29 protein-coding genes are annotated in these 25,064 nt (G+C 65.3%); 18 read left to right on the top strand and 11 right to left on the bottom strand.

What is annotated here, in order from left to right:
• Positions 1-8: 8 nt before the first annotated feature.
• Together CI41S_RS26165 and CI41S_RS26160 are read right to left on the bottom strand one after the other, a co-directional pair.
• On the bottom strand, positions 9-1,049 hold the full coding sequence (locus tag CI41S_RS26165) for a polysaccharide deacetylase family protein (RefSeq protein ID WP_139862239.1): 1,041 nt from the start codon (positions 1,047-1,049) through the stop codon (positions 9-11).
• 173 nt (positions 1,050-1,222) lie between these two features.
• The gene (locus CI41S_RS26160) at positions 1,223-1,789 is read right to left on the bottom strand and encodes a glutathione peroxidase (RefSeq protein ID WP_139862238.1); all 567 of its coding nucleotides are present in this window, start codon (positions 1,787-1,789) and stop codon (positions 1,223-1,225) included.
• 385 nt (positions 1,790-2,174) lie between these two features.
• Between CI41S_RS26160 and CI41S_RS26155 the strand changes: the two genes are divergently transcribed.
• The gene (locus tag CI41S_RS26155) at positions 2,175-3,215 is read left to right on the top strand and encodes an IS110 family RNA-guided transposase (protein ID WP_139862237.1); all 1,041 of its coding nucleotides are present in this window, start codon (positions 2,175-2,177) and stop codon (positions 3,213-3,215) included.
• A 375-nt stretch (positions 3,216-3,590) separates the two neighbouring features.
• On the opposite strand, the gene CI41S_RS26150 is transcribed toward CI41S_RS26155, so the two are convergent.
• The gene (locus CI41S_RS26150) at positions 3,591-5,186 is read right to left on the bottom strand and encodes a L,D-transpeptidase (RefSeq protein ID WP_244626704.1); all 1,596 of its coding nucleotides are present in this window, start codon (positions 5,184-5,186) and stop codon (positions 3,591-3,593) included.
• A 319-nt stretch (positions 5,187-5,505) separates the two neighbouring features.
• Here CI41S_RS26150 and CI41S_RS26145 point away from each other — a divergent pair, with 319 nt between their 5' ends.
• Complete coding sequence (locus CI41S_RS26145) at positions 5,506-6,003, top strand: CreA family protein (RefSeq protein WP_139862253.1); 498 nt, start codon at positions 5,506-5,508, stop codon at positions 6,001-6,003.
• Between the two features lie 43 nt (positions 6,004-6,046).
• On the opposite strand, the gene CI41S_RS26140 is transcribed toward CI41S_RS26145, so the two are convergent.
• Positions 6,047-6,262 (bottom strand): hypothetical protein, encoded by a 216-nt coding sequence (locus CI41S_RS26140; RefSeq protein WP_229178279.1) that lies wholly within the window; start codon positions 6,260-6,262, stop codon positions 6,047-6,049.
• 379 nt (positions 6,263-6,641) lie between these two features.
• On the opposite strand from CI41S_RS26140, the gene CI41S_RS43690 reads away from it, so the two are divergent.
• Together CI41S_RS43690 and CI41S_RS26135 are read left to right on the top strand one after the other, a co-directional pair.
• Positions 6,642-6,800 carry a hypothetical protein gene (locus CI41S_RS43690; RefSeq protein WP_172626955.1) on the top strand — a complete coding sequence of 53 codons (159 nt, stop codon included), beginning with the start codon at positions 6,642-6,644 and terminating at the stop codon, positions 6,798-6,800.
• Between the two features lie 57 nt (positions 6,801-6,857).
• Complete coding sequence (locus tag CI41S_RS26135; protein ID WP_139862235.1) at positions 6,858-7,253, top strand: hypothetical protein; 396 nt, start codon at positions 6,858-6,860, stop codon at positions 7,251-7,253.
• 51 nt (positions 7,254-7,304) lie between these two features.
• On the opposite strand, the gene CI41S_RS26130 is transcribed toward CI41S_RS26135, so the two are convergent.
• Together CI41S_RS26130 and pdxR are read right to left on the bottom strand one after the other, a co-directional pair.
• Positions 7,305-7,556 (bottom strand): DUF6719 family protein, encoded by a 252-nt coding sequence (locus CI41S_RS26130; protein WP_139862234.1) that lies wholly within the window; start codon positions 7,554-7,556, stop codon positions 7,305-7,307.
• 41 nt (positions 7,557-7,597) lie between these two features.
• Positions 7,598-9,100: a MocR-like pyridoxine biosynthesis transcription factor PdxR gene (gene pdxR / locus CI41S_RS26125; protein WP_139862233.1), complete on the bottom strand. Its 1,503-nt coding sequence runs from the start codon at positions 9,098-9,100 to the stop codon at positions 7,598-7,600.
• A gap of 72 nt (positions 9,101-9,172) precedes the next feature.
• Here pdxR and CI41S_RS26120 point away from each other — a divergent pair, with 72 nt between their 5' ends.
• From CI41S_RS26120 to kynU, 5 genes are all read left to right on the top strand, one after another.
• Positions 9,173-9,898, top strand: coding sequence for a pyridoxamine 5'-phosphate oxidase family protein (locus CI41S_RS26120; RefSeq protein ID WP_139862232.1), 726 nt, complete (start codon positions 9,173-9,175; stop codon positions 9,896-9,898).
• Between the two features lie 54 nt (positions 9,899-9,952).
• Entirely contained in the window at positions 9,953-11,230 is a 1,278-nt protein-coding gene (locus CI41S_RS26115; RefSeq protein ID WP_139862231.1) for an ArgE/DapE family deacylase, read from the top strand.
• 147 nt (positions 11,231-11,377) lie between these two features.
• Positions 11,378-12,187 carry an alpha/beta hydrolase gene (locus CI41S_RS26110; protein WP_139862230.1) on the top strand — a complete coding sequence of 270 codons (810 nt, stop codon included), beginning with the start codon at positions 11,378-11,380 and terminating at the stop codon, positions 12,185-12,187.
• Positions 12,188-12,215: 28 nt separating this feature from the next.
• Positions 12,216-13,052 carry a tryptophan 2,3-dioxygenase gene (kynA, locus tag CI41S_RS26105; RefSeq protein WP_139862229.1) on the top strand — a complete coding sequence of 279 codons (837 nt, stop codon included), beginning with the start codon at positions 12,216-12,218 and terminating at the stop codon, positions 13,050-13,052.
• Positions 13,053-13,062: 10 nt separating this feature from the next.
• Positions 13,063-14,277 (top strand): kynureninase, encoded by a 1,215-nt coding sequence (gene kynU / locus CI41S_RS26100; protein ID WP_139862228.1) that lies wholly within the window; start codon positions 13,063-13,065, stop codon positions 14,275-14,277.
• Between the two features lie 21 nt (positions 14,278-14,298).
• Here the strand turns inward: kynU and CI41S_RS26095 are convergent, their stop codons facing one another.
• A complete protein-coding gene (locus tag CI41S_RS26095) occupies positions 14,299-15,087 on the bottom strand; it encodes a cobalamin-binding protein (RefSeq protein WP_139862252.1) in 789 nt (262 codons plus the stop codon).
• Between the two features lie 184 nt (positions 15,088-15,271).
• Between CI41S_RS26095 and CI41S_RS26090 the strand changes: the two genes are divergently transcribed.
• Together CI41S_RS26090 and CI41S_RS26085 are read left to right on the top strand one after the other, a co-directional pair.
• Positions 15,272-15,670: a PaaI family thioesterase gene (locus CI41S_RS26090; protein ID WP_139862227.1), complete on the top strand. Its 399-nt coding sequence runs from the start codon at positions 15,272-15,274 to the stop codon at positions 15,668-15,670.
• A 141-nt stretch (positions 15,671-15,811) separates the two neighbouring features.
• Entirely contained in the window at positions 15,812-16,447 is a 636-nt protein-coding gene (locus CI41S_RS26085; RefSeq protein ID WP_139862226.1) for a GNAT family N-acetyltransferase, read from the top strand.
• A 139-nt stretch (positions 16,448-16,586) separates the two neighbouring features.
• On the opposite strand, the gene CI41S_RS26080 is transcribed toward CI41S_RS26085, so the two are convergent.
• The 3 genes from CI41S_RS26080 to CI41S_RS26070 form a co-directional block, all read right to left on the bottom strand.
• Positions 16,587-16,895 (bottom strand): hypothetical protein, encoded by a 309-nt coding sequence (locus CI41S_RS26080; RefSeq protein WP_139484084.1) that lies wholly within the window; start codon positions 16,893-16,895, stop codon positions 16,587-16,589.
• 91 nt (positions 16,896-16,986) lie between these two features.
• Complete coding sequence (locus CI41S_RS26075; protein ID WP_139484083.1) at positions 16,987-17,286, bottom strand: putative quinol monooxygenase; 300 nt, start codon at positions 17,284-17,286, stop codon at positions 16,987-16,989.
• A 26-nt stretch (positions 17,287-17,312) separates the two neighbouring features.
• A complete protein-coding gene (locus tag CI41S_RS26070; protein ID WP_139862225.1) occupies positions 17,313-17,999 on the bottom strand; it encodes a DUF2161 domain-containing phosphodiesterase in 687 nt (228 codons plus the stop codon).
• Between the two features lie 154 nt (positions 18,000-18,153).
• On the opposite strand from CI41S_RS26070, the gene CI41S_RS26065 reads away from it, so the two are divergent.
• Both CI41S_RS26065 and CI41S_RS26060 read left to right on the top strand, forming a co-directional pair.
• Positions 18,154-18,498, top strand: coding sequence for a hypothetical protein (locus tag CI41S_RS26065; protein ID WP_139484081.1), 345 nt, complete (start codon positions 18,154-18,156; stop codon positions 18,496-18,498).
• Positions 18,499-18,505: 7 nt separating this feature from the next.
• On the top strand, positions 18,506-19,201 hold the full coding sequence (locus CI41S_RS26060; protein ID WP_139862224.1) for a hypothetical protein: 696 nt from the start codon (positions 18,506-18,508) through the stop codon (positions 19,199-19,201).
• Here the strand turns inward: CI41S_RS26060 and CI41S_RS26055 are convergent.
• Positions 19,179-20,108 carry a LysR family transcriptional regulator gene (locus CI41S_RS26055; RefSeq protein WP_139862223.1) on the bottom strand — a complete coding sequence of 310 codons (930 nt, stop codon included), beginning with the start codon at positions 20,106-20,108 and terminating at the stop codon, positions 19,179-19,181. The two genes, CI41S_RS26060 and CI41S_RS26055, sit on opposite strands and share 23 nt — an antisense overlap.
• Positions 20,109-20,222: 114 nt before the next feature.
• Between CI41S_RS26055 and CI41S_RS26050 the strand changes: the two genes are divergently transcribed.
• From CI41S_RS26050 to CI41S_RS26030, 5 genes are all read left to right on the top strand, one after another.
• Positions 20,223-21,038: an SDR family NAD(P)-dependent oxidoreductase gene (locus CI41S_RS26050; RefSeq protein ID WP_139862222.1), complete on the top strand. Its 816-nt coding sequence runs from the start codon at positions 20,223-20,225 to the stop codon at positions 21,036-21,038.
• 126 nt (positions 21,039-21,164) lie between these two features.
• Positions 21,165-21,716: a YkgB family protein gene (locus CI41S_RS26045; protein WP_139862221.1), complete on the top strand. Its 552-nt coding sequence runs from the start codon at positions 21,165-21,167 to the stop codon at positions 21,714-21,716.
• 121 nt (positions 21,717-21,837) lie between these two features.
• Positions 21,838-22,293, top strand: coding sequence for a carboxymuconolactone decarboxylase family protein (locus CI41S_RS26040; protein ID WP_139862220.1), 456 nt, complete (start codon positions 21,838-21,840; stop codon positions 22,291-22,293).
• A 74-nt stretch (positions 22,294-22,367) separates the two neighbouring features.
• Entirely contained in the window at positions 22,368-23,243 is an 876-nt protein-coding gene (locus tag CI41S_RS26035; RefSeq protein ID WP_139862251.1) for an alpha/beta fold hydrolase, read from the top strand.
• Positions 23,244-23,399: 156 nt separating this feature from the next.
• Positions 23,400-25,064 (top strand): thiamine pyrophosphate-binding protein, encoded by a 1,665-nt coding sequence (locus tag CI41S_RS26030; RefSeq protein ID WP_139862219.1) that lies wholly within the window; start codon positions 23,400-23,402, stop codon positions 25,062-25,064.

Genomic DNA, 25,064 nt, shown 5'->3' with positions numbered 1-25,064 from the left:
GGTGCGGCTTATTGATCGACCGTGGTGACGACGCTGTTCACCGGACGCGACGTCACGGTCGGCAGCTTGACGTCCTTGGCGAGCTCCTGCTCGTACTGCGGCAGCACCGTCACCGGGAATTTGGCGCGCATCGCCACCACCTTGTAGCCGCCGGCCTTCAGCTGCTTCAGCAGCTCGGGCAGCGCCTCGGCGGTATGCTTCTGGAAGTCGTGCATCAGGACGATGCCCTTGCCGAGCTTGTTCAGCTTCTTCATCACAGTGTCGATCACCTGCTGCGGCTTGCTCGCCTTGAAGTCAAAGGAGTCGAGATCGCAGGAGAAGATCGCGATGTTGCGGTTGCCGAGATAGGTCACCATCTCCGGCGGATGCTGCAGCGCCGGGAAGCGGAAGAACGGCGACGGCGAGACCTCGAGCGCCCATTTCACCGCGGCGTAGCCGCGCTCGATCTCGTCCTTCTTCTGCTCCTCGGTCAGCTTCTTGTTGTTCAGATTGGCATGCGACCAGGTGTGGGCGCCGACGGTGTGGCCGGCGGCATAGACCTGCCGCAGGATTTCGGGGTGATAGGTCGCGTGCTTGCCGATCGGGAAGAAGATGCCCGTGGTGCATTCATCCGCCAGCGCCTTCAGCACCGCCGGCGTGTTGTTCGGCCACGGACCGTCGTCGAAGGTCAGCACGACCTCCTTGTCGCGCAGGAAGTCGAGCTGCTTGAAATGCTCGAAGCCGAAGCCCGGACCGCCCGTGGTGTCGATCTCGACGGTGCGGCCGACGCCAAGCGCGTTCGGATTGTTGCAGGCGGCGCGCGCCGGCTGCGGCGGTTGCTTCGGCGGGACCGGGGCTGCTGCGGCGGCTGGAGCAGCGGCAGCAGGAGCGGGGGCGGCAGCTGCGGGCGCGGCCGCCGGTGCGGCGGTGCCACCCTTGGCTGCAGGTGCGGGGGCCGCGGCGGCCGGCGCAGGCGCGGCGCCTTTGGCAGGCGGCGTCTGCGACCAGGCTGCACTCGATGCGAGCAACGACACTGTCCCCGCGAAAATCAGACCTGCCGTAATGCGCATGGCGTGTTCCCTGCTGATCGCGCGCCCGGTGCCGGCATCGCCGCGACCGGGACGCTTCTGCCCCCAACCGATCGTACCCTAGTCGGAGCCGCCGCGCCAAGGCAATGAAGGTGGCGGGCTCGTGTCCAAAATCCTCGGTGGATCAGTTAATTCCGGGGATTGTCGGCGCGCCCTCAGGCGACCGCGAGGGCCCGTGCGATTCCGGTCTTGATGCGGGTGTCTTCGGGCGCAACCTGTTCAGAGAACACGTCGGCGATATAGCCGTCGCGGCCGATCAGGTATTTGTGGAAGTTCCATCGCGGAACATCCTTCGGCCGCGCCTCCGCCGCCCACTTGTAGAACGGATGCGCATTGGCGCCCTTGACCACCACCTTGGCTGCGATCGGGAAGGTGACGCCGTATTGGTGCTGCGCGGTCTCGGCGATCTCGGTCGGACCGCCCGGCTCCTGGCCGCCAAAGTCGTTCGACGGCACGCCGATCATGACAAAACCGCGGTCGCGGAATTCGCTCCACACTTGCTGCAAGCCGGCATATTGCGGCGTGAAGCCACAGAGCGAGGCGGTGTTGACGATCATCATCGGACGGCCGGCATAGTCGGCGAGCCTGATATCGCCGCCCGACAGGGCCGCGAATGAGAAGGCATAGGCGGTGATCCGGCTGATCGCGGGTTGCTGCGCATGCGCTCGGGAGCCGGCGGCCGCGGCGAGCCCCGCAACGATCAGTGTCCTGCGGTCGATCATGGTCCATGTCCCCGGACGGATTTGCGGGGGATCATAATCCAGGGGACGGGGCGAAGGACTTCAAGAAGCCGTTATGGCAGGGCGCATCTCATCGCCCGCGCCGTCATTGCGAGGCGCGAAGCGACGAAGCAATCCATCGTTCCGCATATGCGGTGCGATGGATTGCTTCGCTCCGCTCGCGATGACGGTGGGGTAATTTAGCGCCGCTTCGTAGATGGGGTAACGGGCCCGCGGTCCTCCCTTCCAAGCAAGCCGCGCTAGCTACGGCGCTGTTTTGATGCGCGCGTCGCGCGGCTTGCTTGGAAGGGAGGCGGTCGTCCCTCACATTGATGGTGTAACGGAGTCGGGGCTTGAACCCTGCTCCAAGCATCGAGGAGAGACGACCATGGACCATTATGCCGGAATCGACGTGTCATTGGAATGCTCCAGCGTGTGCGTTGTCGATGCGAACGGCAAGATCGTTCGCGAGGCCAAGGTGGCGAGCGAGCCGGAGGCGCTGATCGACTGGTTCCGCTCGCTCGGGTTCGATCTGGCCAGGATCGGACTTGAAGCCGGACCGCTGTCGCAATGGCTCTATGCGGCGATGAAGAAGGCCTGTCTGGCGGTCGAGCTTCTGGAGACGCGCCATGTGAGCGACGCGTTCAAGGCGATGCCGGTGAAGTCTGACCGCAACGATGCCCGCAATATCGCGCAATTGATCCGGCTCGGCTGGTTCCGGCCGGTCCACTGCAAGTCGATGAGCGCGCAGGAGACCCGCGCAATGCTGACGGCGCGCAAGCTGGTCCAGAACAAGCTCCAGGACGTCGAGAACAGCCTGCGCGGGATCTTGCGTGGCTTCGGCTTGAAGGTCGGCAAGACAACCAAGCGCAGCTTTGCGCCACGGATCCGCGAGCTGGTGACCGGCCATCCGGCGCTCGAGACGATCGCCGAGGCGCTGCTCGCGGCCCACACGGTGCTGGTGCGCGAGTTCAACGGATTTGAGAAGCGGGTGCGGGCGATGTCGCGGTTGGATGCCAAGGCCAGGCTGCTGATGTCGACGCCGGGCGTAGGACCGGTCACCTCGCTGACCTATGCCAGCGCCATCGACGACACCTCCCGCTTCATTTCGTCGAAGCGGGCGGGGCCGCTGTTCGGGCTGACGCCGAAGAAGTATCAGTCGGGCGAGACCGACTATTCCGGCCGCATCAGCAAAAACGGCGACGCCGCGGTGCGCGAGGCGCTCTATGAGGCCGCCCACAGCATCCTGAGCAAGCCGATCAAGGGCTGCGCGCAGCTCAAGAGCTGGGCGATGCGGATCGCCCGCCGCGCCGGCATCAGCAAGGCCAAGGTGGCGCTGGCGCGCAAGCTCGCCGTGATCATGCTGCGCATGCTCAAGGACAACGTCCCCTTCAACGCGACTGCCAAGGCAACCGCCATGGCGGCTTAAAACAGGAGCAAACAAGTTTTCGGGCGGGTCACCACACCAGCCTTCCCGAAGCGAAGTCCCTTCGCCGGGACGATGGATCAGGTCAGGCCGTCATCCGGGTTGTCGACGCATCCGTTGATGCGATCACGCTTCCGTAGATTGGCCGGCCTGCTCCTCTTAGAACCCCATCAGGCGACGGCCACCGCGCCGATCCCGTACAGAAGCAGGTTCCCGGCGAGCGGATGATGCAAAAAGGGATTGACTAACCAGGGCCCGTTACAGAAGCCCGGATGCAGCGCAGCGTAATCCGGGATCAGTCTGTCTGCGGAGAGTGGGCCCCGGATTTCGCTTCCGCTCCATCCGGGCTACGGGCTACGGGCTACGCGCTGTGCGTAATTAGCGCAGCGGGACGATGAAGTCGGTGCCTTCGCCGGTCTCGCCGGAGTTGACGCCGAGGTCGGAGACGATGATCGATCCGCCGGTGCCGAGCGCTTCGGTGATCCGCGCCATCGCGTCGGCGGGAATCGTGATGCGGTCGAGCGCCGCGGCCGGGCTGTCCGGCGCCGGCTGCGGTTTTGCCTCGACGGCCGCGACCTTGCGGCGGCGCGAGGTGAGCTCCTCCTCGTCGAGCCGCGCGGCATGCCGGGTCGGCAGCGTGACCACGCTCCAGCGCAGCGCATTGGCGTCGGTCTTGTCGGCTTCCGCCGTGAACACATGGGTGCCCAGCGGCCGGTCGCTCGGCGCGATCGTCACCGGCACCTCGAACAGCTGCGCAAAGTTCTGCCGCACATAGAGCTTGGAATCCTTGCGGCTGATGAACACCGCGATCTGACCGGCGCGCTTCGACGTGTCGGCCCGCGCGAGGCCCGGCAGCCGTGCCGTATCCTTCTTGGCGTCGGCGGCATCTGCCGCGGCGGCCGCGGGCTGGTCGGCCGGCTTGGTCGAATCAGCCTTTGCGTCAGCTTTCACTGCATCGGTCTTGGCAGCATCGACCTTCGGGGCCTCGGCGACAGCAGGCTTGGCGGCGTCCGCCTTCGGCGCGTCGGCTTTCGCCTCAGCCTGGACGTGATCGTTCGCCGAGACCCCGGGCTTGGCGGCATTGGTCGTGGCCGTGATCGAGGATTCGCCGACCGTCCTGTCGTCAGCGTTGGAGATCGGCTTGTCGGTGGCGGCGGAGGAGGCATCCGACATCGTCGCCGACGCGCGCGCGTTGCTGGCGTCGGCGGTGTGGGTGTTGTCGCGCAGCGAGGCGGGGACGGCGTGATCGATGCTGGTGCGCAGGTCGAGCCGGGTCTCGGGCTTCTCGACGCCCTTGTCGCTCTTCACCCCGAGCGGCGCATCCATCTTCAGGACTTCGTCGGCGACCGGCAAGACCTTCTGCGTCGCCAGCAGCGGATGCGAAAAGCTTTCCGGCGAGAGCTCGCCGGGCGTGATGATCACGCGGGCGCCCATCCGCGTCCAATTGTACATCTTGATCGCGAATGCATTGGGCATCCGGATGCAGCCATGCGAGGCGGGATAGCCGGGCAGCACGCCGGCGTGCATCGCCACACCCGACCAGGTGATGCGCTGCATGAACGGCATCGGCGCGCCGCTATAGATGTTGGAGCGGTGGAATTTCTGTTTCTGGATGACGCTGAAGATGCCCATCGGGGTCGAGTGGCCCTTCATGCCTGTTGACACCGGGCTCTCGGCATACAGGCCTTTGCTGTCGTAGACCCGCACCCTCTGCTGGTCGATCGAGATCGCGATCACCAGCGGGCCCTGCGGCTTGCTGCCGGCCTCCTTCTCGACCAGCGCATCCTTTTTGGCCGGATTGCGCCGTACCTTCTGCCGGTGCGGCCGCGGCATCGGCTCGGGCTGCGCGTAGTAGACGTTGTCGTAGCCGTTCCAGTAATAGGCCGCCGCATCGGCCGGCGAGGAGACGGCGATGGTGCCCGCCGCCGTCAGAATCGCAAATTGCCAAAACCGCTGATTGGCGAAATCAAGCATCGAAATCCGACGTCCGCGCGCGCTCATATTCCCAATCCCAGTCCAACTATCTCTTGGTTGTCGCAGACGCGGATTGCGTTCACCAGCGCCAGCGATCTAACCCTTCCGTGAGGGAGATTTTTTCAGGAAAAGCGTAACAAAAAAGCCTCACATAAGGTTAAAGCGCAGGCCGCGATCACCGACCTGTCAGCGCCTTCCTGTGCGGCGTTTGCGCAACTAAATAGGCGGCGACCCATCCACGGAGACCTTCATGACATCGGGACTACGAAATGTGAGCTTGTGTGACGTGTTGTCTCGATGCGGATGCACGGTGCTGGTCCTGGTCGTGGCGCTGCTGGCACTGGCGCCGGCCGGTCCCGCCGCGGCAGCGGACGAACCCGATCTGATCTTCCGCCGCTCGACGGTGTTCAAATGGCTGAGCCCCAACGACAAGCTTGCGACCTATGCCGTCGACGACCCCGAGGTCGAGGGCGTGGCCTGTCATTTCACGGTGCCGGAGAAGGGCGGCTTCAAGGGCTGGCTCGGCCTGGCCGAGGAAGTCTCTGATATCTCGCTGGCTTGCCGGCAGATCGGGCCGATCCGCTTCAAGGACAAGATGGGCCAGGGCGACGACATGTTCAGCAAGCGCCGCTCGCTGTTCTTCAAGAAGATGCAGATCGTCCGCGGCTGCGACGCCAAGCGCAACGTGCTGGTCTACATGGTCTATTCGGACCGGCTGATCGAGGGCTCGCCGAAGAACTCGACCTCGTCGGTGCCGATCATGCCGTGGGGCACGAGCGACGCCGCCGTACAGAAGTGCGGCGAGTTCATTCAGTAGCTATTACAGCGGCTTGGGCTGTGAAGCTGAAGCGGCGGGCGAGTTAGCTTTTGGTCTCGCCGAACTGCTTCGCACGGATGTTGAAGTCAGGCCGGACGCCGTTGTCGCGGCAGCCGACGAGGCGGACCAGCTTCTGCGGCGCGCACTCATTGTCGCCCATCACGAGCGTACCCTGCTGCGGCATCGCTGCGGCCATCTGCTGCTGGCCGGGCTTGCGGGTTGCGGATTGCTGACCAACACCGGTGCTGCCATTGCCCATACCTGACATCCTTCGTTGGATTGGTGGGACCTCCACAACGTAGCACGGCGGCGATGGTTGCACGATGCCGAAGTGAGTCGGCGGCCGCGTGGCACGTTTCATCGCCTGCGCGCCGTCCCCCAAGACCTCTCCGCGCCGGCCGGGGTTAACCAAAGCCGGCTTTGCCTCGGTCCCCAGGGACCGATCGGCAGTGCGGGAGCGATCACTGAAAACATTGGTGTTTTTCGGCCAATGTTTCGTCCGGCAACATCCGACGAAACAATTCTCGGGTGGATGAAACCATTTTCCACTTTTGGTGCAGAACTCCGGAAACGGCCAATCGTTATCAAACCGCCAACAAGACGGCGGCAACGCCCGTCACAATCGCGGAGACAGTCAAATGCGGACGATCAGCTTCATCCTCGCCTTCGCCTTCGTGATGGCTGGTTCGTCCATGGCTGGTTCCCCGGACAATGGTCTGCCCGGCATCGGCACCTTCTCCTACAACGGCACGCCGATCGCGACCCCGGCGCCGATGGTGGTGGCTGCGGCCAACTGACCGCCACAACCGATCCAACCGACCTGCCGATAAGAGACCTGTCGAAAAAGGCACCGCATGTTGCTCCGAATTTGCTCCGCAGCGATCTTCGCGCTCCTCTTCGCAACCAACGCACAGGCCCAGGCGCAGCTTCCGCTGGAGTCGATGCAGATCCGCTCGCTGTTCAGGATGCCCGAGCCGCGCGACGAATTCGTCCGCCAGTGTGCGCCCCACATGCTCGGCCGCTGGGCGCATCCCGAGGCGGTGTGCGGCTGCCTGCATGACCACGCCGCGGCCTCGGTCGAAGACCCGGATCTGCGCCAGGCGCTGCTGCGCGGCATCAGCGAGACCGGCGTGCCGACGATCGAGACCGCCTGGGTGCCGGCGTCGAAACAGGGCGAGATCGGCCCGACCTTCACCAAGATCGCCAAGCCGACGCTGCAATGCATGTTCGAGCCGATGGCCTCGAACTGATCGCAGCTCCCGATTGCGATACCGACAGGCGCCTCGCGAAAGCGGGGCGTTTTACTTTTTGGCGAGCCGCGGCACGCAGCTGCGCGTGCGCTCGACGCCGATCTCGCTGAGCTTGGCGCCGACGACCTGCTTGATCTGCCCGGCGGGGCAGGAGCCGTCATCGACCAGCACGCGCTGGCCGACGCGTAAATCGACGATGTCGGCCTCGCGCATCACGGCATGCTGCGCGGAGGCGGGCGCGCTTGTCGCGAAAAGTGCGAGCGCGGCGATAGCGGGATACGGGACGTTGCGAGGGGCGGGCATCCAGCATCTCCGTGGCGCACCGATTGACGCGGCGACCTTAGTCAGCCGGTCGCGATTCTCATAGGGTGCCGCGGTCTCGCTGAGGTCTTGCGCGCCGCGCGCAAGGCGGCCAGCGACGCCTTCGCCAATTGTTCCGCCGACGCGACGAGCTGCGGAACCGGATGGCCGGAAAAGCCGAGCACGAATCCCGGCAGCGGCCGGGCGCGATGATAGGTCTCGGCGAGCAGCCAGCCGCCGACACCGGCTCTTGCCTTGGCTTCGGCTGCAACGCGCGGATCGGTCGATGGATCGAGCCGCGCGACGAGGTGCAGGCCCTGCGACGGGACCGGAACCGTGAGCTCGCCGTTGGATGCACTGCTGAGCGTCGACGCCAGCACGTCACGCGCCTCGCGATAGCGCTTGCGCGCCTGGCGCAGATTGGCGGCGAAGGCGCCGGAGTTCAGCATGTCGGCGACCGCACCTTCCATCAACGTCGCCGGAAAGCGGTCGAGCGCGGCACGCGCCGCCGTCACGGGTCCGATCAGCGCTTCGGGCAGGGCGCAGTAGCCGATCCGCAACCCCGGGAACAACGTCTTGGCAAAGGTGCCCATGTAGATCACGCGGCGCAAATGATCGATGCCGGCGAGCGACAGCAGCGGCGCGCCGTCGTAGCGGAACTCGCTGTCGTAATCGTCCTCGAACACGAAGGCGTCGGCGTCGCGGGCCCAGTCCAGCAGCTCGAGCCGGCGCGGCATCGACATCTGCACGCCGAGCGGAAACTGGTGCGACGGCGTGACATAGGCGGCGCGGGCGGCCGGCGCCGATGCGCGGCCCTTGTCGACGCGCATGCCCGACGCGTCGACCGGCACCGACACCGGGCGGTAGCCGCAATGCTCGATCGCGCGCCGTGCCGCCGGATAGCCGGGATCCTCGCACCAGACCTGGTCGCCGGGCTTGAGGATCGCCCCTAACACGATGCGCAGCGCGTGCAACGTGCCCGACGCCAGCATGATCTGGCCGGGGTCGCAGCGCAGCCCGCGCGCCGACAGCAAGTGATCGGCGATCGCGGCGCGCAACTCGCTGCTGCCGCGCGGATCGCCGTAATGGAGATGCTCCGGGCCGAAGGCGCGCAGGCGCCGTCCGGCAAAGGCGCGAAACCGCTGCAGCGCGCGCTCGTCGATATGGGTGCAGCCGAGCGACAGCGCGTCGTGCTGCGGCGGCTCGATCGCGATCTTCGCTTGGCGCGGCGCGCCCGCCTGCGCCGGGATGCGCGCGGCGACGAAGGTGCCGGAGCCGACGGTCGCCTCGGCAAAGCCGTCGGCGATCAGCCGCTCATAGGCCGTGGTGACGGCGTTGCGGCGGAAGCCGGTCTGTTTGGCCAGCATGCGCGACGGCGGCAGCGGCTCGCCCGGCTTGACCAGGCCGCCGACGATGGCGTGGCACAGCGCCTGATAGAGCCGCTGCTGCGACGCCGCGCCCTGCGTCACATGGGGGCCTGAGAGGTCGAGCGGCAGCTCGGCCTTGCGCGGCGAGGGCCTTGCAGAATTGGTCGGAATTTTTCGCATGGAATTGGCACTATCGCAGACCAAATGGCTCGCTACAACTCTCGACAGATTCCAATTTCGTGAGGCATTGCCGTGACCGAAGGCGCATCCACTCCGTCCTACCCGACCTCGTCCCGCAACCGGGTGAAGCGCCGCCATGACCGCGGCTTCTATGACCACACCACCGTGCACAGAATTCTGGACGCCTCGATGCTGTGCCACGTCTCCTACGTGATCGACGGCCAGCCCTATTGCACGCCGACCTTCTTTTGGCGCGAGGGCACAAAACTGTACTGGCACGGCTCCAGCGCCAGCCGGATGCTGGAGAACCAGTCGGAGGGGCAACGCGTCTGCCTCACGGTCGCGCATCTCGACAGCCTGGTGCTGGCGCGCTGCGGCTTCAACCATTCCGCCGACTATCGCGCGGTGATGGCGTTCGGCACGGCGTATCTCGTCACCGACCCCGAGGAGAAGGAGCGCGCGATCGTCGCGATGGTCGACCGCTTCTTTCCCGAGCGCACCGCGAGCTTGCGGCCGAGCAACAAGCAGGAGATCAAGGCGACCTCGTTCATCGCGATGGAGATCGAGGAAGCCTCGGCAAAAATTCGCGCCAAGGGCGTCGCCGATGATGACGAGGATTACGAGTTGCCGATCTATGCCGAGCGCATCCCGGTGCGCACCGTGCTCGGCGCGCCGGAGCCGTGTCCGCGGCTGCTCGACGGCGTGACGCGGCCGAAAACGCTCGATGGCTACTCGGAGGGCCGCCTGCTCGAGGATGCATTGCGGGAAGCCTATTTTGCGCATTACCCCGCCGAGTGAAATCGGGTTACGCTGCGGCTCCCGCCTTTCCGATGTTCCCCATGGAGCTGCCGCATGACTGCCGACGTCCAACAACGAATCCTTGCCGCCGTTGATGAGGGGTTCGATGCGCAGCTTGCGACCACGCAGGCTTTTGTCGCGATCCCCTCGACCCGCGGCGCCGAGGGGCCATGCCAGGACATGATCGGCGATCTCCTGCGCGAGCGCGGCTACGAGGTCGACGACTGGCACATCAATCTCGACGAGCTGAAGGACCTGCGCGGCTTTGGACCGATCGAGCACGATTTCTCCAAGGCGCGCACCGTGGTCGGCACCTATCGGCCGGCCACCAACGCCGGAAAATCGCTGATCCTGCAGGGCCACTGCGACGTGGTGCCGACCGGGCCGCTCGACATGTGGGAGACGCCGCCGTTCTCGGCGGCCATCAAGGACGGCAGGATGTATGGCCGCGGCGCCTGCGACATGAAGTCGGGCACGATCGGCGCGCTCTATGCGCTGGACGCGATCAGGAGGGCCGGGCTGAAGCCGACCGCGCGGATCCATTTCCAGTCGGTGATCGAGGAGGAGAGCACCGGCGTCGGCGCGCTCTCGACATTGCAGCGCGGCTATCGTGCCGATGCCTGCTTCATCCCGGAGCCGACCAGCGGCAAGATGATCCGCTCGCAGGTTGGCGTGATTTGGTTCCGCCTGAAGGTGCGCGGCTTCCCGGTGCATGTGTTCGAGGCCGGCGCCGGCTCCAACGCGATCATGGCGGCCTATCATCTGGTGCACGCGCTGGAGAAGCTCGAGATCGCCTGGAACGAGCGCGCCAAGGCCGATCGTCACTTCAAGGACGTCAATCATCCGATCAACTTCAATCCCGGCATCATCAAGGGCGGCGACTGGGCCTCCAGCGTGCCGGCCTGGTGCGACGTCGACTGCCGCATCGCGGTGCTGCCGGGCTGGTCGATCGCCGAGTGCCAGAAGGAGATTCTGGCCTGCGTCTCGGCCGCGGCGCGCGACCACCGCTTCCTCTCCAACAACCCGCCGCAGGTGGAATGGTCGGGCTTTCTGTCGGAGGGCTACGAGCTGGTGAATTCTGCGGCGCCGGAGGCCGCCTTTGCAAAAGCGCACCAGGCCGTCTATGGCGGCGCGGTGCAGGACCGCGCCTTCACCGCGCTGACCGACACCCGCTTCTACGGGCTGAACTACAACATCCCGAGCCTCTGCTTCGGCGCCACCGGTGCCGCGATGCACGGCTTCAACGAATATGTCGAACTCGACTCGCTACGGCAGTCGACCAAGGCCACCGCGCTGTTCATCGCCGAATGGTGCGGGGTAGAGAAGGCATAGCGTCTTTGTCCCGCAAGCGCGGTGTTCCACGGCTGCTTCGCCCGGACGGCGCGCGTCGATGCTTTAGGTTTAAAATAAAGGCTGGGCGGTAAGCCCGGCCCGTGGCAATGTGCTGCCCGAGCACCGTCGAGTCCTCGGGGAGCCACCATGCGCGATTGGGATGATAGCTACGCCAACTCGGCGCACATACCGGGATCGGACAAGCTGCCGGCGTGGTGGGCGGAGCGTGCGGCCGCCTATCGCGCTCGCCTCAAATCATTCAAGCCCGATATCGCCTACGGACCGGGCGAGCGGCAGCGTCTCGATCTGATCCTGCCGGACGGCGACAGCAAGGGCCTGGTCGTGTTCGTTCACGGCGGCTACTGGATGCGGTTCGACAAATCGTCATGGACCGATCTCGCAGAGGGCGCGCGAAGCCATGGCTGGACGGTGGCGCTGCCGAGTTACACGCTGGCACCGGCCGCCCGCATCTCCGAGATGACAGCCGAGATCGCCGCTGCGATTGCCTCGGCTGCGGCGCAGGTCTCCGGTCCGATCAGGCTCGCAGGCCATTCCGCAGGCGGCCATCTCGTCACCCGCGTGCTGTGTGATGACAATCGGCTCGAGGCTGCGGTCTACGACAGGATCGCGGCGACGCTGTCGATCAGCGGTCTGCATGATCTGCGGCCGCTGCTGAGGACGAGGATGAACGACACGCTCGGGATGAGCATCGACGAGGCAACGCGCGAAAGCGCCGCCTTGCGGCTGCCGCGCGGGCAATCGCCGCTCACCGCCTGGGTCGGCGGCAACGAGCGTCCGGAGTTCATCCGCCAGGCAGAGTTGATGGCCAACATCTGGACCGGCTTCGACGTCGACACCCGCCTCGTCGTCGAGGCCGGGCATAACCATTTTACCGTTGTCGACGGGCTGAAGGACCCGTCCTCCGCCATCACAAGGTGCCTTGTCGGCCTCGACTGACGACCGCGATCCTTTGGAAGGATGTGTCATGAGCAGCAACTACGATCCCGCGAGCGAGGGCGCCGAGACCGAGTTTGCCCGCAAGATGTCGTATGGCGACTATCTGCACCTCGACGCGCTGCTCGGCGCCCAGCACCCGCTGTCGGATTCGCATGACGAGATGCTGTTCATCATCCAGCATCAAACCTCCGAGCTGTGGATGCGGCTCGCCATCCATGAGCTGCGCGCCGCCAGGCACGCCATTGCGAGCGACGAGGTGCCGCCGGCGATGAAGATGCTGGCGCGCGTCTCCCGCATATTCGAGCAGTTGAACAACGCCTGGGACGTGCTGCGCACCATGACGCCCAGCGAATACACCCGTTTCCGTTCGCGGCTCGGGCAGTCCTCGGGCTTCCAGTCGTTCCAGTACCGGCAGATCGAATATCTGCTCGGCAATCGCAATGAAGCGATGCTGAAGCCGCATGCACACGATGCCGAGGTGATGACATTGCTCGAGGCCGAGCTTGCCACCCCGAGCCTTTATGACGAGGTGCTGCGGTTGGCCGACCGCAAGGGGCTTGCGATGCCCGCGGTCGTGCTGTCACGCGACGTCCGCGAAACCCATCGCTTTGACGAGGGCGTGCTGCAGGCCTGGCGCCGGGTCTACGAAGCGCCCGAACCGAACTGGATGCTCTATGAGCTCGCCGAGAAGCTGGTCGATTTCGAGGATTATTTTCGCCGCTGGCGCTTCAATCACGTGACGACGGTGGAGCGCGTCATCGGCTTCAAGCGCGGCACCGGCGGCACCGGCGGGGTCAGCTATCTGAAACGGATGCTCGAGGTCGAGCTGTTTCCCGAGTTGTGGCGCGTCCGCACCATCCTTTGAGCGAGGAGCCATGACCGAAGCGACATCGCAACTGCGGGTCTACGACGACACCAGGGCCATGTTCCATCTGCCCGCCGGTGTGGTCTATCTCGACGGCAACTCGCTCGGTGCGCTGCCGCTGGGCGTTGCCGGACGGGTAGCTCAGGTCATCACGGCGGAGTGGGGCGATGAACTCATTCGCGCCTGGAACACGGCCGGCTGGTACGTGCAGCCGCGCCGCGTCGGCGATCGCATCGCGCGCCTGATCGGCGCCGAGCCTGGCGCGGTGATGATGGGCGACACGCTGTCGCTCAAGGTCTATCAGGCGCTTGCGGCCGCGCTCGACATGAACCGCGAGCGCAAGGTCATCCTCTCCGACACCGGCAACTTCCCGACCGATCTCTATATGGCGGAAGGGCTGATCGCGACGCTCGGGCGCGGCCATCAATTGCGGCTGGCGGCGCCGGATCAGGTCGAGGCCGCGCTGTCCGACGAGGTTGCGGTGCTTTATCTGACCGAGGTGGACTACCGCAGCGGACGCCGCCACGACATGAAGGCGCTGACCGCGAAGGCGCACGCGCTCGGCATCGTCACGGTCTGGGATCTCGCGCATTCGGCCGGCGCATTGCCGGTCGACCTCGCCGGGGTCGGCGCCGATTTCGCCGCCGGCTGCACCTACAAATATCTCAATGGCGGCCCCGGCGCGCCGGCCTTCCTCTACGTCGCGCCGCGTCACGCCGATCAGGCGCGTGCCGCGCTGTCGGGCTGGATGGGGCACGCAAAGCCGTTCGCCTTCGATCTCGATTACCAGCCTGCCGGCGGCGTCGAGCGCATGCGGGTCGGCACGCCGCCGGTGCTGGCGATGGCTGCGCTCGAGGCATCGCTCGATATCTGGGACCGCGTCGATCTCGGCGAAGTCCGCGCGCGCTCGCTGGCGCTCGGCGACTTGCTGATCGAACAGCTCGCCCGGCGCTGTCCGTCGCTGCAGCTGGTGACGCCGCGCCCGCATGAGCAGCGCGGGTCGCAAGTCTCATTTGCCTTCGCAGGCGGCTATGCCGCGATGCAGGCGCTGATCGCGCGCGGCGTGATCGGCGATTTCCGGGCGCCTGACATCATGCGCTTCGGCATCACGCCGCTCTATATCGGTGAAGCCGAGGTGATGAGGGCCGCCGAGATCATCGAGGAGGTGATCAATGGCGAGCTGTGGCGCCGGCCGGAATATCAGGTCGTGAATGCGGTGACGTGAGCACCAGGCGGCGTGGAGCAGTCACGGGCGCTGCGGCCACAACGCCTGCACGATCGCGTCGAGCCCGTCGGTCAGCGCGGCGGGGCCGGGCTGCAGGATGATCGGCGACTTGATCTCGACGATGCGATTGTTGCGCACCGCCGGAATATCGCTCCAGCCGTCGCGCGCCCTGATGCGCTCGGGCACGACCTTCTTGCCGCACCAGGATGCCAGGATCACGTCGGGCGCCGCCGCGCGCACCACATCCGGCGCGATGATGCGATCCTTGGCCGCCTTCTGCGCCCGCAGATGCGGCAGCACGTCCTCGCCGCCGGCGATCTCGATCAGCTCGGAGACCCAGCCGATGCCGCTGATCAGGGGATCGTCCCATTCCTCGAAATAGACTTTTGGGCGCGGCCCGGGCCGCGGCGTCGCCGCGATCTCGGCCAGCCGGAGCTCGAACCGTTGCGCCAGCTGGTCGGCGCGGTCGGCGGCGCCGACCATCGCACCGAGGGTGCGGATCATCGCAAAAATGCCGGCGAGGTCGCGCTGGTTGAAGACGTGGACGGCGATGCCGGCACGGATGAGGTCGGCGACGATGTCCGCCTGCAGGTCGGAGAAGGCGAGCACGAGGTCGGGATCGAGCGCGAGGATCTTCGGAATATCGGCGGAGATGAAGGCCGAGACGCGCGGCTTCTCGCGGCGCACCTGCGGCGGCCGTACCGCATAGCCGGAGACGCCGACGATGCGGTCCTGCTCGCCGAGCAGGTACAGCGTCTCGACCGTCTCCTCGGTCAGGCAGACGATCCGGCGGGGAGGGAAGTCGCGCATCGAGTCCATATGCAGACTTGGCGGCGCGTTGTCACGGCGGCGATAAAGGTTATGGCCGCCATTACCTCACACGTCATTGCCGGGCTCGACCCGGCAATCCATCATGCCAAGAAAGCTCTTGCGAAGGGTGATGGATACGCGGGTCAAGCCCGCGTACGACGCCCGGAGAAAACCGGAGGACCTGATGACGCCGCTTGAAAAGATCCAGTCGATGAAGATGCCGTTTGCGGAACTGAAGGGCATCACCTTCACCGAGGCCGACAAGGATCGCGTGGTCGCCAGAATGCTGGTGCGGCCGGACCTCTGCACCCTGCATCACACCATCCATGGCGGTGCCGTGATGGCGCTGGCCGACTCGGTCGGCGCCGCCGCCACCGTGATCAACCTGCCGGAGGACGCCAAGGGCACCACGACCCTGGAGAGCAAGACCAACTTCATTGGCGGCGCCAAGGAGGGAACCACCGTCATCGCCACTGCCACCCCGGTCCACCGCGGGCGGCGAACCCAAGTCTGGCAGACCCGGCTGGAAACCGAGGATGGCAAGCTGGTCGCGGTCGTGACCCAAACACAAATGGTATTATAGTGGGTCGTACGATCTGAGTTCCCGATCACCTTATGGTGTACTTAAATGAATCTGAATACTTGAATTATATGGTGCGACGCACAATATAGAGCCTACTAGGGACTCGACGCCTCCTCGAGGGCTACCAAGAGGAGTTATGAAATGAACCGCAATTCCATCCGTTCGACCTCTCTCAAGGGTACGGTCCGGACGTTGAGCCAGCAGGAGGAGCTTCCTCTGCTGCGCGATCATCTGCTGAGGCTGGACAAGTCCAGCCGGCATGACCGCTTTCATGGCTTCATCGATGACAGTTTCATCGGCCGTTATGCCGAGCGGTGCGCCAATGACGGCACCGTCATCATCGCCTATTTCGAGGACGGCGTGGTCCGCGGCGCGGCCGAGCTGCATCCGCCGGAGCAGTCGCCGGACGCCCAGCCCGAGATCGCCTTCAGCGTGGAACGCTCGGCGCGGCGCAAGGGTGTCGGCAGCATCCTGTTCCGCAAGCTGATCGCCGAGGCCCATGCCAAGGGCTACACCAATTTGCGCATCACCACCGGTGCGCAGAACGACGCGATGCGGGCGCTCGCCACCAAGTTCGGTGCGCAGCTGACGTTCCGTCACGGCGAATCGACCGGCAGCATCGACCTGACCGAGCAGAGCCAGCCCGAACCGGCGCTGGCCCCGGCCCCGGCCCCGGCCGCGGTCACGCCGGTCGAGGCCGCGCGCGCGATCGTCGACATGAACCGCGCCTATTGGCGGATGGTGATGCAGATGTCCGGCTGGGGCCGCGCCGCCTGAGCGGATTGTTGAGCGCAGAAAACAAAAAGGGCAACTCGCTCAGCGAGTTGCCCTTTCTTTTTCAACGATCGGTTGGTTTGCTTCATGCATGATCCGGAAAAGTGAGGGGCGGTTTTCCGACCAAGATCATGCTCAAACTTCAGGTGCCGGTGCGCTTGGCGGGCAGGATGCGGCGGACCACGCGGCGCTCGACCACGACGGAGCGCTGCGCGCCCTGTTCGCCGGCGATCACGCGGGTCGCGGTGCCGGTACGGGCGCTGACGCGCGCGGTCTTCTTCACCTCGGCCAGCACCTCGTCATAGGGCAGACCCATCAGCGCCGAAGCGATCTCAGCCTGGGCTTCCACGTCTTCGGTGATGCCGACGGCCGCGAAGATTGCCTCCTCCAGCGTCGGCGGATCGTGCCGCACGCGCCGTGTGCCGTACTTGGTGTTCCAGTCTCCGCTCATCGCAGCCTCATCTTTGAATCGCGGGGAGATACGTAAGGTGCCTAATGTTGCATTGCAATATGAATGTGGGATGGCAATCCAGCCATGCAAGCTAAAGTCTCTCAATCTTGTGAGCGTCATAAAGTTCGATCGCGGCGGCGCTTGCCGCGAGTGATTGCAAGGAGCGGACGAATTCGCGCGAGGCGGGGACTGCAAAATGGGCAGCCAGCGCGGCGCGGTCGGCCCACTGCTCGAAAAACACCAGCCTGAGCGGGTTCTCGCAATCGACATGGACCGCGTGCGAGATGCAGCCGGGCTCGCCGCGCGAGCGATGGACGTGCTCGAGGCTCAGCCGGCGGACTTCGTCAAAGCTGTCGGGGCGGGCGGTGACGCTTCCGGTGACGACGATCATGACGGTCCCCCAATGCGTGTTGTGGATTACGGTGTAGCTGCCGCCGCGTCTCTCAGCTCGACCGGCTGCTGCGGCCAGCGTTTCAGCGCGGCGCGGCCGGCGTCGGTCAGCACGTAGATGCCGCGCTCGGCCCGATCGAACCAGCCATAGACATTGTGCAGCAGGATCTTGCCGGCGTCGGGAATGGCGGCGCGCAGCTCGCGCACCGGCCGCGGACCATCCGACAGCGCCGACGCGCAGGCCAGCGCCTGCTGCCGGTACGCGGTCATGATCGGCGCGCGGGTCGAGCCACCCTCTACCGGGTCGCCCTTGCGCTTCTGGTGCTCGGCGATCAGCCGCGAGCGCTTCTTCGGATTGCGCCTGATCGCCGCGGTCGGCGGCTTCACCAGCACCTCGACATCGCCGGTGGTGGTGACGCCGAGCATGCCGAAGCCGAGCCGGCGGCACAGATTGCGATAGCGCGCATCGCTCTCGCGGCCCTTGCCGCGGACAGAGATTTTTGCCGCGATCCAGACCTCGTCGGCGGCGGCGGCGCGGTCGACCGCCTGCAGGATCAGTTCGAGATTGAAGGCAAGCTTGAGTTCCCCGACCACGACCACCGGCGGATCGCCGTCGCTCAGCGCCACCAGGTCGCAGCCGCCGATCTCGCCCTTGACCGTGAAGCCGAGCTTTTCGAGAAAGCGTTTGACGGGCAGATAAAGCGCGGTTTCCAACGGCAGGCTCCGGCGGCGTCTTCGGCCGCGACTCATCGCAGCAGCATAGCCCGGAATGGGGGCTCCCGACCCCCCCTCCGGAATTTGCCCACCCCGAATTGCTCAAGTCACGGCCAAACGGCTATTGTCTGGTCGGGACAAGGCGCGTCACTCCATGATCCGGAACGGGCTCTATCACATCACCGTCGAATTCCTCGATGGCGTCACCGGCGGCAACCAGGGCGTCATGGTGGTGCGTGACGGCCAGCTGCGCGGCGGCGACTCGTTCTTTTTCGCCTATGGCAGCTATACGGCCGACAACGGCAAGTGGAAGGGCGAGGTCACCAACCAGGAGCACTCGCCGACCTATGGCGAGCGCCCGGTGTGGGAACGCAAGATCGTCACCATCGGATTTACCGGCACCTATACCGACGAGACAGCCGAAAGCGAGGGCATCGCGCTCGCCGGCAAGCAGAGCATCCGCTTCAGGTCGAAGCTGCGGCTGCTGATACCCGACTGATCGCGCCATGCAGGATGGGCTCTACAAGGTCGAGGTGACCAGTGCGCGCGGTTTCGGCCGCGGCGTGGTGATCGCGCGCGACGGCAGGATCTTCGGCGGCAATGGCGGCTATGCCTTCGCCGGGCGCGCCCTCGGAGCGGATCAAGCACCTGGCTTCGAGATCACCGGCGTGTTGCGCAATACCACTGGCGACTACCGGCCGATCGAGGGCGTTGCGCCCTTCGTGTTGCAGGGAGCGCGCGACGGAGAGGGTTATCGCCTCGCCGGACGCACACCGCTGCTTGGCGGCGAGCTCACGGCAGTCATGACCGCGCTGAGCGAGGCGACGGCGCCGCCGTCGCGCCCCGGCGGCGCCGACGGCATCGTCAACGGACTCTATTCCCTGACCATCCGCATGCTCGACGGCATCAACGCCGGCAACACCGGCTTGATGCTGCTGCACGACGGCAGCATCCGCGGCGGCGACGCGTTCTTCGCCTATTTCGGTGCCTATCAGAGCGCCGGCGGCCGCTGGAAGGGCGAACTCATCAACCACGAGCACACGCCGAGCCAGGGCGAGCGTCCGGTGTTCGGCGGCAAGGAAGTCGGCATCGGCTTCTCCGGCACCTACGACGCCGATGGCGCGGTCGGCGAAGCCACTGCTCTCGCCGGCAAGCGCAGCATCCGCTTTGGCGCCGTGCTCAGGAAGCTCGTGGCGATCTGACCACGTCTTTTGGCACGGCGAGGCGCTCCCTGAGACGGGGCACGGCGAAGTCGAGAAACGCGCGCAATTTGGCCGGCATGAAGCGATTGGGCGAGTACACGAAGTTGACCGGTTGCGGCGGCGGCTGAAAATCCTGCAGCAGCGGAACGAGCTCCTTCGACTTGATCGAGCGGTCGAGGAGATAGGAGAAGCCCTCGGTGATCCCGAGGCCTGCGCGCACGGCATCGCTGGCCGACTCGAGATTGCTCGCAACGAAGCGCGACCGAACCGGAACCACATAGTCGGTCTGCCCTCGCTTGAATCGCCAGGTCGATGGCGACTGCATCGGCGGATAGCTGATGCAGTCGTGCGCCAGCAGGTCATCGGGCGATTGGGGCGTCCCGCGCGCTTCCAGATAGGCTGCGCTGGCGCACACCACGCGGTGGATTTCGCCGACGCGGACCGCGATCAGGCTGCTGTCGGCGAGATGGCCCACGCGTAGTGCGACGTCGATGTGATCTTCCAGAAGATTGACGGTCCGGTCCTGCAGGTTGAGATGCACGTCCACCTCTGGGAACGTCTTCAAAAAATCCGACAGGATCGGCTGCAGACACAACCGCCCGAGCGCGACGAGCGTCGAAACACTCAGCTCTCCTCGTGGCGTCGTGTACTCGCCGGAAACGGTGCGCTCGGCTTCCGAGACATCGGCAAGGATGCGCTTGGCCGCGGCAATGTAGGAGAGCCCTGCATCCGTCGGGACAAAGGCGCGGGTCGTCCGATTGAACAGCTTGGTGCGCAGATGCGCTTCCAGCTCCGACACTTTGCGGCTCACGGTCGCCAGCGGCATGTTCTGCCGACGTGCCGCAGCGGTCAGGCTTCCGGCTTCGGCCACCGCCACGACGATCGACATTCCCTCGAACCGATCCATTCTGTTACTTCCATTTCTTGGAAGAATGTCTCCCAATATTGCCAGATACCGATCAGTTTCGGAATGGCCTATCCATCACCGCGACGGCAGAAACCCGCTCAATGGAGATGGAACATGACCCAGGCCCCAGGCACCGCCCTTATCACCGGTGCATCCGCCGGCATCGGCGCGATCTACGCCGATCGTCTGGCAAGGCGCGGCCACGACCTCATTCTTGTCGCGCGCAACCGGCGGCGGCTCGGATCGCTCGCGCGCCGGCTCGCCAATGAGACCGGCCGGAAAGTGGAGACGGTCGAGGCCGATCTCACGTCGGCGGCCGACCTGCAGCGCGTTCAGGACATCCTTCGCAGCAATGCCGGCATCTCGGTGCTGGTCAACAACGCCGGCGTCGGCGCCTCGGGCCCGCTGCTCGGCTCCGACATCGACAAGATGGACCATATGATCCGCCTCAACGTCACGGCGCTGACGCGGCTGACCTATGCGGCCGTCCCGGGATTTGTCGCCCGCGGCAACGGAACGATCATCAACATCGCATCGATCGTTGCGATCGCGCCGGAGGTGCTTAACGGGGTCTATGGCGGCACCAAAGCCTTCGTGCTCGCATTCAGCCATTCGCTGCGTCATGAGCTCGCCGACAAGGGCGTGCGCGTGCAGGCGGTGCTGCCGGGCGCCACGGCCACTGAATTCTGGGATGTCGCCGGCACGCCGGTTCACCAGCTTCCGGCGCAGATCGTGATGACGGCCAGCGACATGGTCGATGCCGCGCTCGCGGGTCTCGACCTTGGCGAGACCGTCACCATCCCGTCGCTGCCCGACAAGGCCGAGTGGGATCGTCATGAGGCGGCTCGCCTTGCCATGACGGACAGGCTCTCGAGCGCGATCCCGGCGCCTCGCTACAATTTGCACAGACGTGCGGGCGCAGGCGTCTAGCCGACGCCAACGCCTCTCCCGGAGTTACACACGTACTCCTCGGCATCCAGCCGGACATGCCGAGACCGCCGCGCCGATGCGCGACGGCAATCCTTCACACGTCCGGTTGAACAAAGGAGACGTACCATGAAAACGGAAATTGCCATTGCTCGCACCGCCACCCAGGTTCCGCCAGCGGTCCTGGCTCTGAACGCACCTATCCCCTGGCGCGTTCACGCCGAACGCCTGCTCGCTTCCGCCGAGCCGGTCAGCCGGGTCGGCCTCTACGTGTCGCTCGCGATCATCTACGCCTGGTTCGGCGGCATGAAGTTCACCGCCTACGAGGCCAACGGCCTGGTGCCGCTGGTGGAGAACAGCCCGCTGCTGAGCTGGTTCTACGCGATGTTCTCGGTGCGCGGCTTCTCGACCTTCCTCGGCTTCGTCGAGCTCAGCATCGGGCTGCTCATCGCGCTCCGATTGGCGAGCCCGCTGTTCTCCGCAGCCGGCGGCCTGCTGTCTGCCGGACTGTTCGTCACGACCGTCAGCTTCATGATCTCGACGCCGGGCGTCATCGTGCCGGAGCTCGGAGCTCCCGCGATCACGGTCGCGCCGGGTCAGTTCCTGCTGAAGGATATCGGTCTGTTCGCCGCCTCGTTCTGGGTGTTCGTCGACTCGCTGAAAACCGTGGTTCGCAAGTGAACCGGCGTGGGCATCAGCACCGCATGAAACCCGCAAAGCTGCTCGCTGTGTTCGTCGTCGATAGCGGCGAAAAGGAGCCGACGATCACAGTTGAGCAGGATCCATCCTCAAGGAGCACGAAATGAGCAAGCGTCTCGACTACGATCAGGTTGCGCCGGCCGGCATGAAAGCGCTGGGCGGCGTCTACGGCTACATCATGCAGAGCAAACTTCCCGCGGTGCTGGTCGATCTGGTCTATCTGCGGGTATCGCAGATCAACAATTGCGCCTACTGCCTCGATATGCACACGCGCGATCTGCTCAAGAAGGGCGAGAAGATCGAAAAGCTCGCGTTGCTGCAGGCGTGGCGGGAGGCCGGCAATCTCTTCGATGCCCGCGAACGCGCCGCGCTCGCCTGGGCCGAAACGGTGACGCATGTCGCCGCGACCAACGTGCCGGATGACGCCTATCGGGCCGCCCGCGAGGTGTTCGACGAGCGCGAGCTCGTGGATCTCACGATCGCAGTCAGCCTGATGAACGCCTACAACCGCATGGCCATCAGCTTTCGGAACACGCCGAAAGCTGCAATCGAGAAGTAGAACCGGACGCGCGTTTGAGCGCAGCAGGACGCCGACCAGAGCAGGGCGGCAACAACGTCGAAAGGATATGCATCATGTCACGGCCAGTCATCGACGACGCGATCGACGTCTTCAAGATCGACGACGACGTCACGCTCAGGCGAATGGTTCTGCACAACGCGAACCCCAAGGGGATCGTGCTGTTCCTGCACGGGTTTCCGGAGACCCTGTACGCCTGGCAGGATATTGCCACGGCGCTGGCTGGTGACTTCGAGGTCCACGCTTTCGACTGGCCGGGCTACGGCCTCTCGTCACGGCCAGCGATCGACCGGTTCTCCTATGCGCCCAGGGACTACGCGCGGCTTCTGGATCGATATATCGAGAAGGCGGGCATCGACACATCGAAGCTGACGATCTATGCCACCGATATCGGGGCGCTTCCGGCGCTGCTGCTGGCCGTGGAAAAAACCGATATCGCAAGAACGATCATCGTGGGCGATTTCGCCCCGTTCAACAGGCCGCAGTTCATGTATCCGAGCCTGCAAAGCCTGAAGGCGGGACCTGCGATGGACCAGGTCCGCGCCAGCCTGAACAGCAATCGCGACGAGATCCTTGAAAACACCTTCACAAGGGGCTTGCCCAAGGAAGCTCATTTCGACGTCGCGCGCGAATTCAAGGACGACATGTCCCGCGGATGGATGCAGGGCGCGATGACGATGGCAGATGCGTTCGCGCATTACTACTCGCACTTTACCCGAGACCAGGATCACTTCGAAGCGCAACTGACCCGGCTCACGACACCGGTAAAGGTGGTCTGGGGCGAGCAGGACCTCTACATCAACAAGCAGATGGGAGTTGAGCTCGCCGAAAGACTGCACGCGGAACTCACGGTTCTTGCGGGCGTCGGGCATTTCCCCCATTTGCAGGCCCCTGCGCTGACGATCGCCGAGGTCCGGGCCGCATTCCGGTGAGCCGCCCAGCCCATTGACCGGCGCGGCCCAATGCTCGGCTTCGCCCAAAGCCATGCGGCAGACGCAACCGGCCGCGCGGGCGCGAACCGTCTCGCGCGGTTGCCATGGGTCGCTCCCCGGCAGATGATGCAGAAAAAGCCGATCGAGAGGAAACGAATGCGTGGACGTCGCGTGCTGATGGAATCGTTCGTGGCGCACGGCGTGCGTCACATCTTCGGCAATCCCGGCACCACCGAAACGCCGCTGCTCGACAGCCTGCCGGCTTTTCCGCAACTCGCATACATCATGGCGCTGCATGAAGGTGTCGCGGTCAGCGCCGCGAGTTTCTACGCGCAGGCGTCGGGACGCGTCGCCGTTACCAATCTGCATGTCGCGCCGGGCCTCGGCAACGGCATCGGTTCGCTCTACGGCGCGCTGAAAGCAAATTCGCCCGTGGTGGTGACGGCCAGCCAGCAGGACACCCGCATGCGGCTGAACAATCCGCTGCTCGGCCACGACCTCGTTGCGATGGCAGCACCAGTCACGAAGTGGAGCGTGCAGATCGAGCGCGCCGACGAGATCGCACCGATCATGCGACGCGCGTTCAAGGTGGCGACCGATGCGCCGCAGGGGCCGGTGTTCGTGGCGCTGCCGATCGACGTCATGGAACAGGAAACAGCGGTCGATGTGCTGGCGCCGGATCATCTGTGGCGCGCGACGCGCCCCGATCCTGAAGGCATCGAGGCACTGGCCGCGCTGCTGCTGAAATCGAAACATCCGGCCATCATCGCCGGCGATGACGTGGCGCGATCGGGCAGCGTGCAGGCGCTGGTGGCGCTCACGGAAGCGGTCGGTGCCACGGTGTGGTTCGAAGGGCTGCGGCATCACGCGCCGTTTCCAACCGGCCATCCGAGCTACCGTCAGGCGCTGCCTGGCGATGCCCGGCAGGTGCGCAAGGCGCTCGGCGACGCCGATCTCGTGCTGCTGGTCGGCGGTCCGTTCTTTGAGGACATCTGGTTTGCGCCAGGCGGCCACATTCCTGACGGCGCGGCCCTGCTGCAGATCGAAGCCTCGGCCGAGCGTCTCGCACTCAACAACCGGCTCGATGCCGGCGTGGTCGGGGACATCGCCGCCAGTCTCGGCGCGCTGACCGACGCTTTGCGCGCAAAGGCGGGTGCAGAGTTCAGGCAAACTGCGCAAAACCGCAATGCCGCGCTGGCCGAATTGCAGGCGAAGGAGAAAGAAGCCTATCGCGCGCGCGTCGAGAAAAGCTGGACCCGCGAACCGAGCTCGATGCCGCGCGTCACCGCGGAACTTCGCCGCGGTCTACCCGACAATGTCGTCATCGTCGATGAGAGCATCACGGCCAGCCTCGATCTCGCGCGCGCCTTCGACTATCGCGGCTTCGGCGATTATTTCGGCGGCCGCGGCGGCGGCATCGGACAGGGCCTCGCCGGCGCGATCGGCGTCAAGGTCGCGATGCCGGACCGTCCGGTTGTCGCCGTCTCCGGCGACGGCTCGGCGATGTATGCGATCCAGTCGCTGTGGACCGCTGCGCACCACAAGCTTGCGATCGTGTTCGTGGTGCTCGCGAACCGCGAGTACCGCATCCTCAAGCACAATGTGGACGTCTGGCGGCAGAACTTCGAAGCCGGCACCCAGCATCCCTATCAGAACATGGATATCACCGGCCCCGCGCTCGACTTCGTGCATCTCGCAGCCGGCATGGGCGTCGAGGCCGTCCGGGTCGAGAGGGCCGATGACATCGCAGGCGCCGTTGCGAAGGCCGTTGCAAGCCGGCGGCCGTACCTTGTCGAGATCGCAATCGAAGGAAAGCGGTAG

Source organism: Bradyrhizobium ivorense (assembly GCF_900696085.1).
Lineage (GTDB): Bacteria > Pseudomonadota > Alphaproteobacteria > Rhizobiales > Xanthobacteraceae > Bradyrhizobium > Bradyrhizobium ivorense.
The sequence above is the reverse complement of the archived record's forward strand: the minus strand, read 5'-3'. Positions and strand labels throughout refer to the sequence as shown.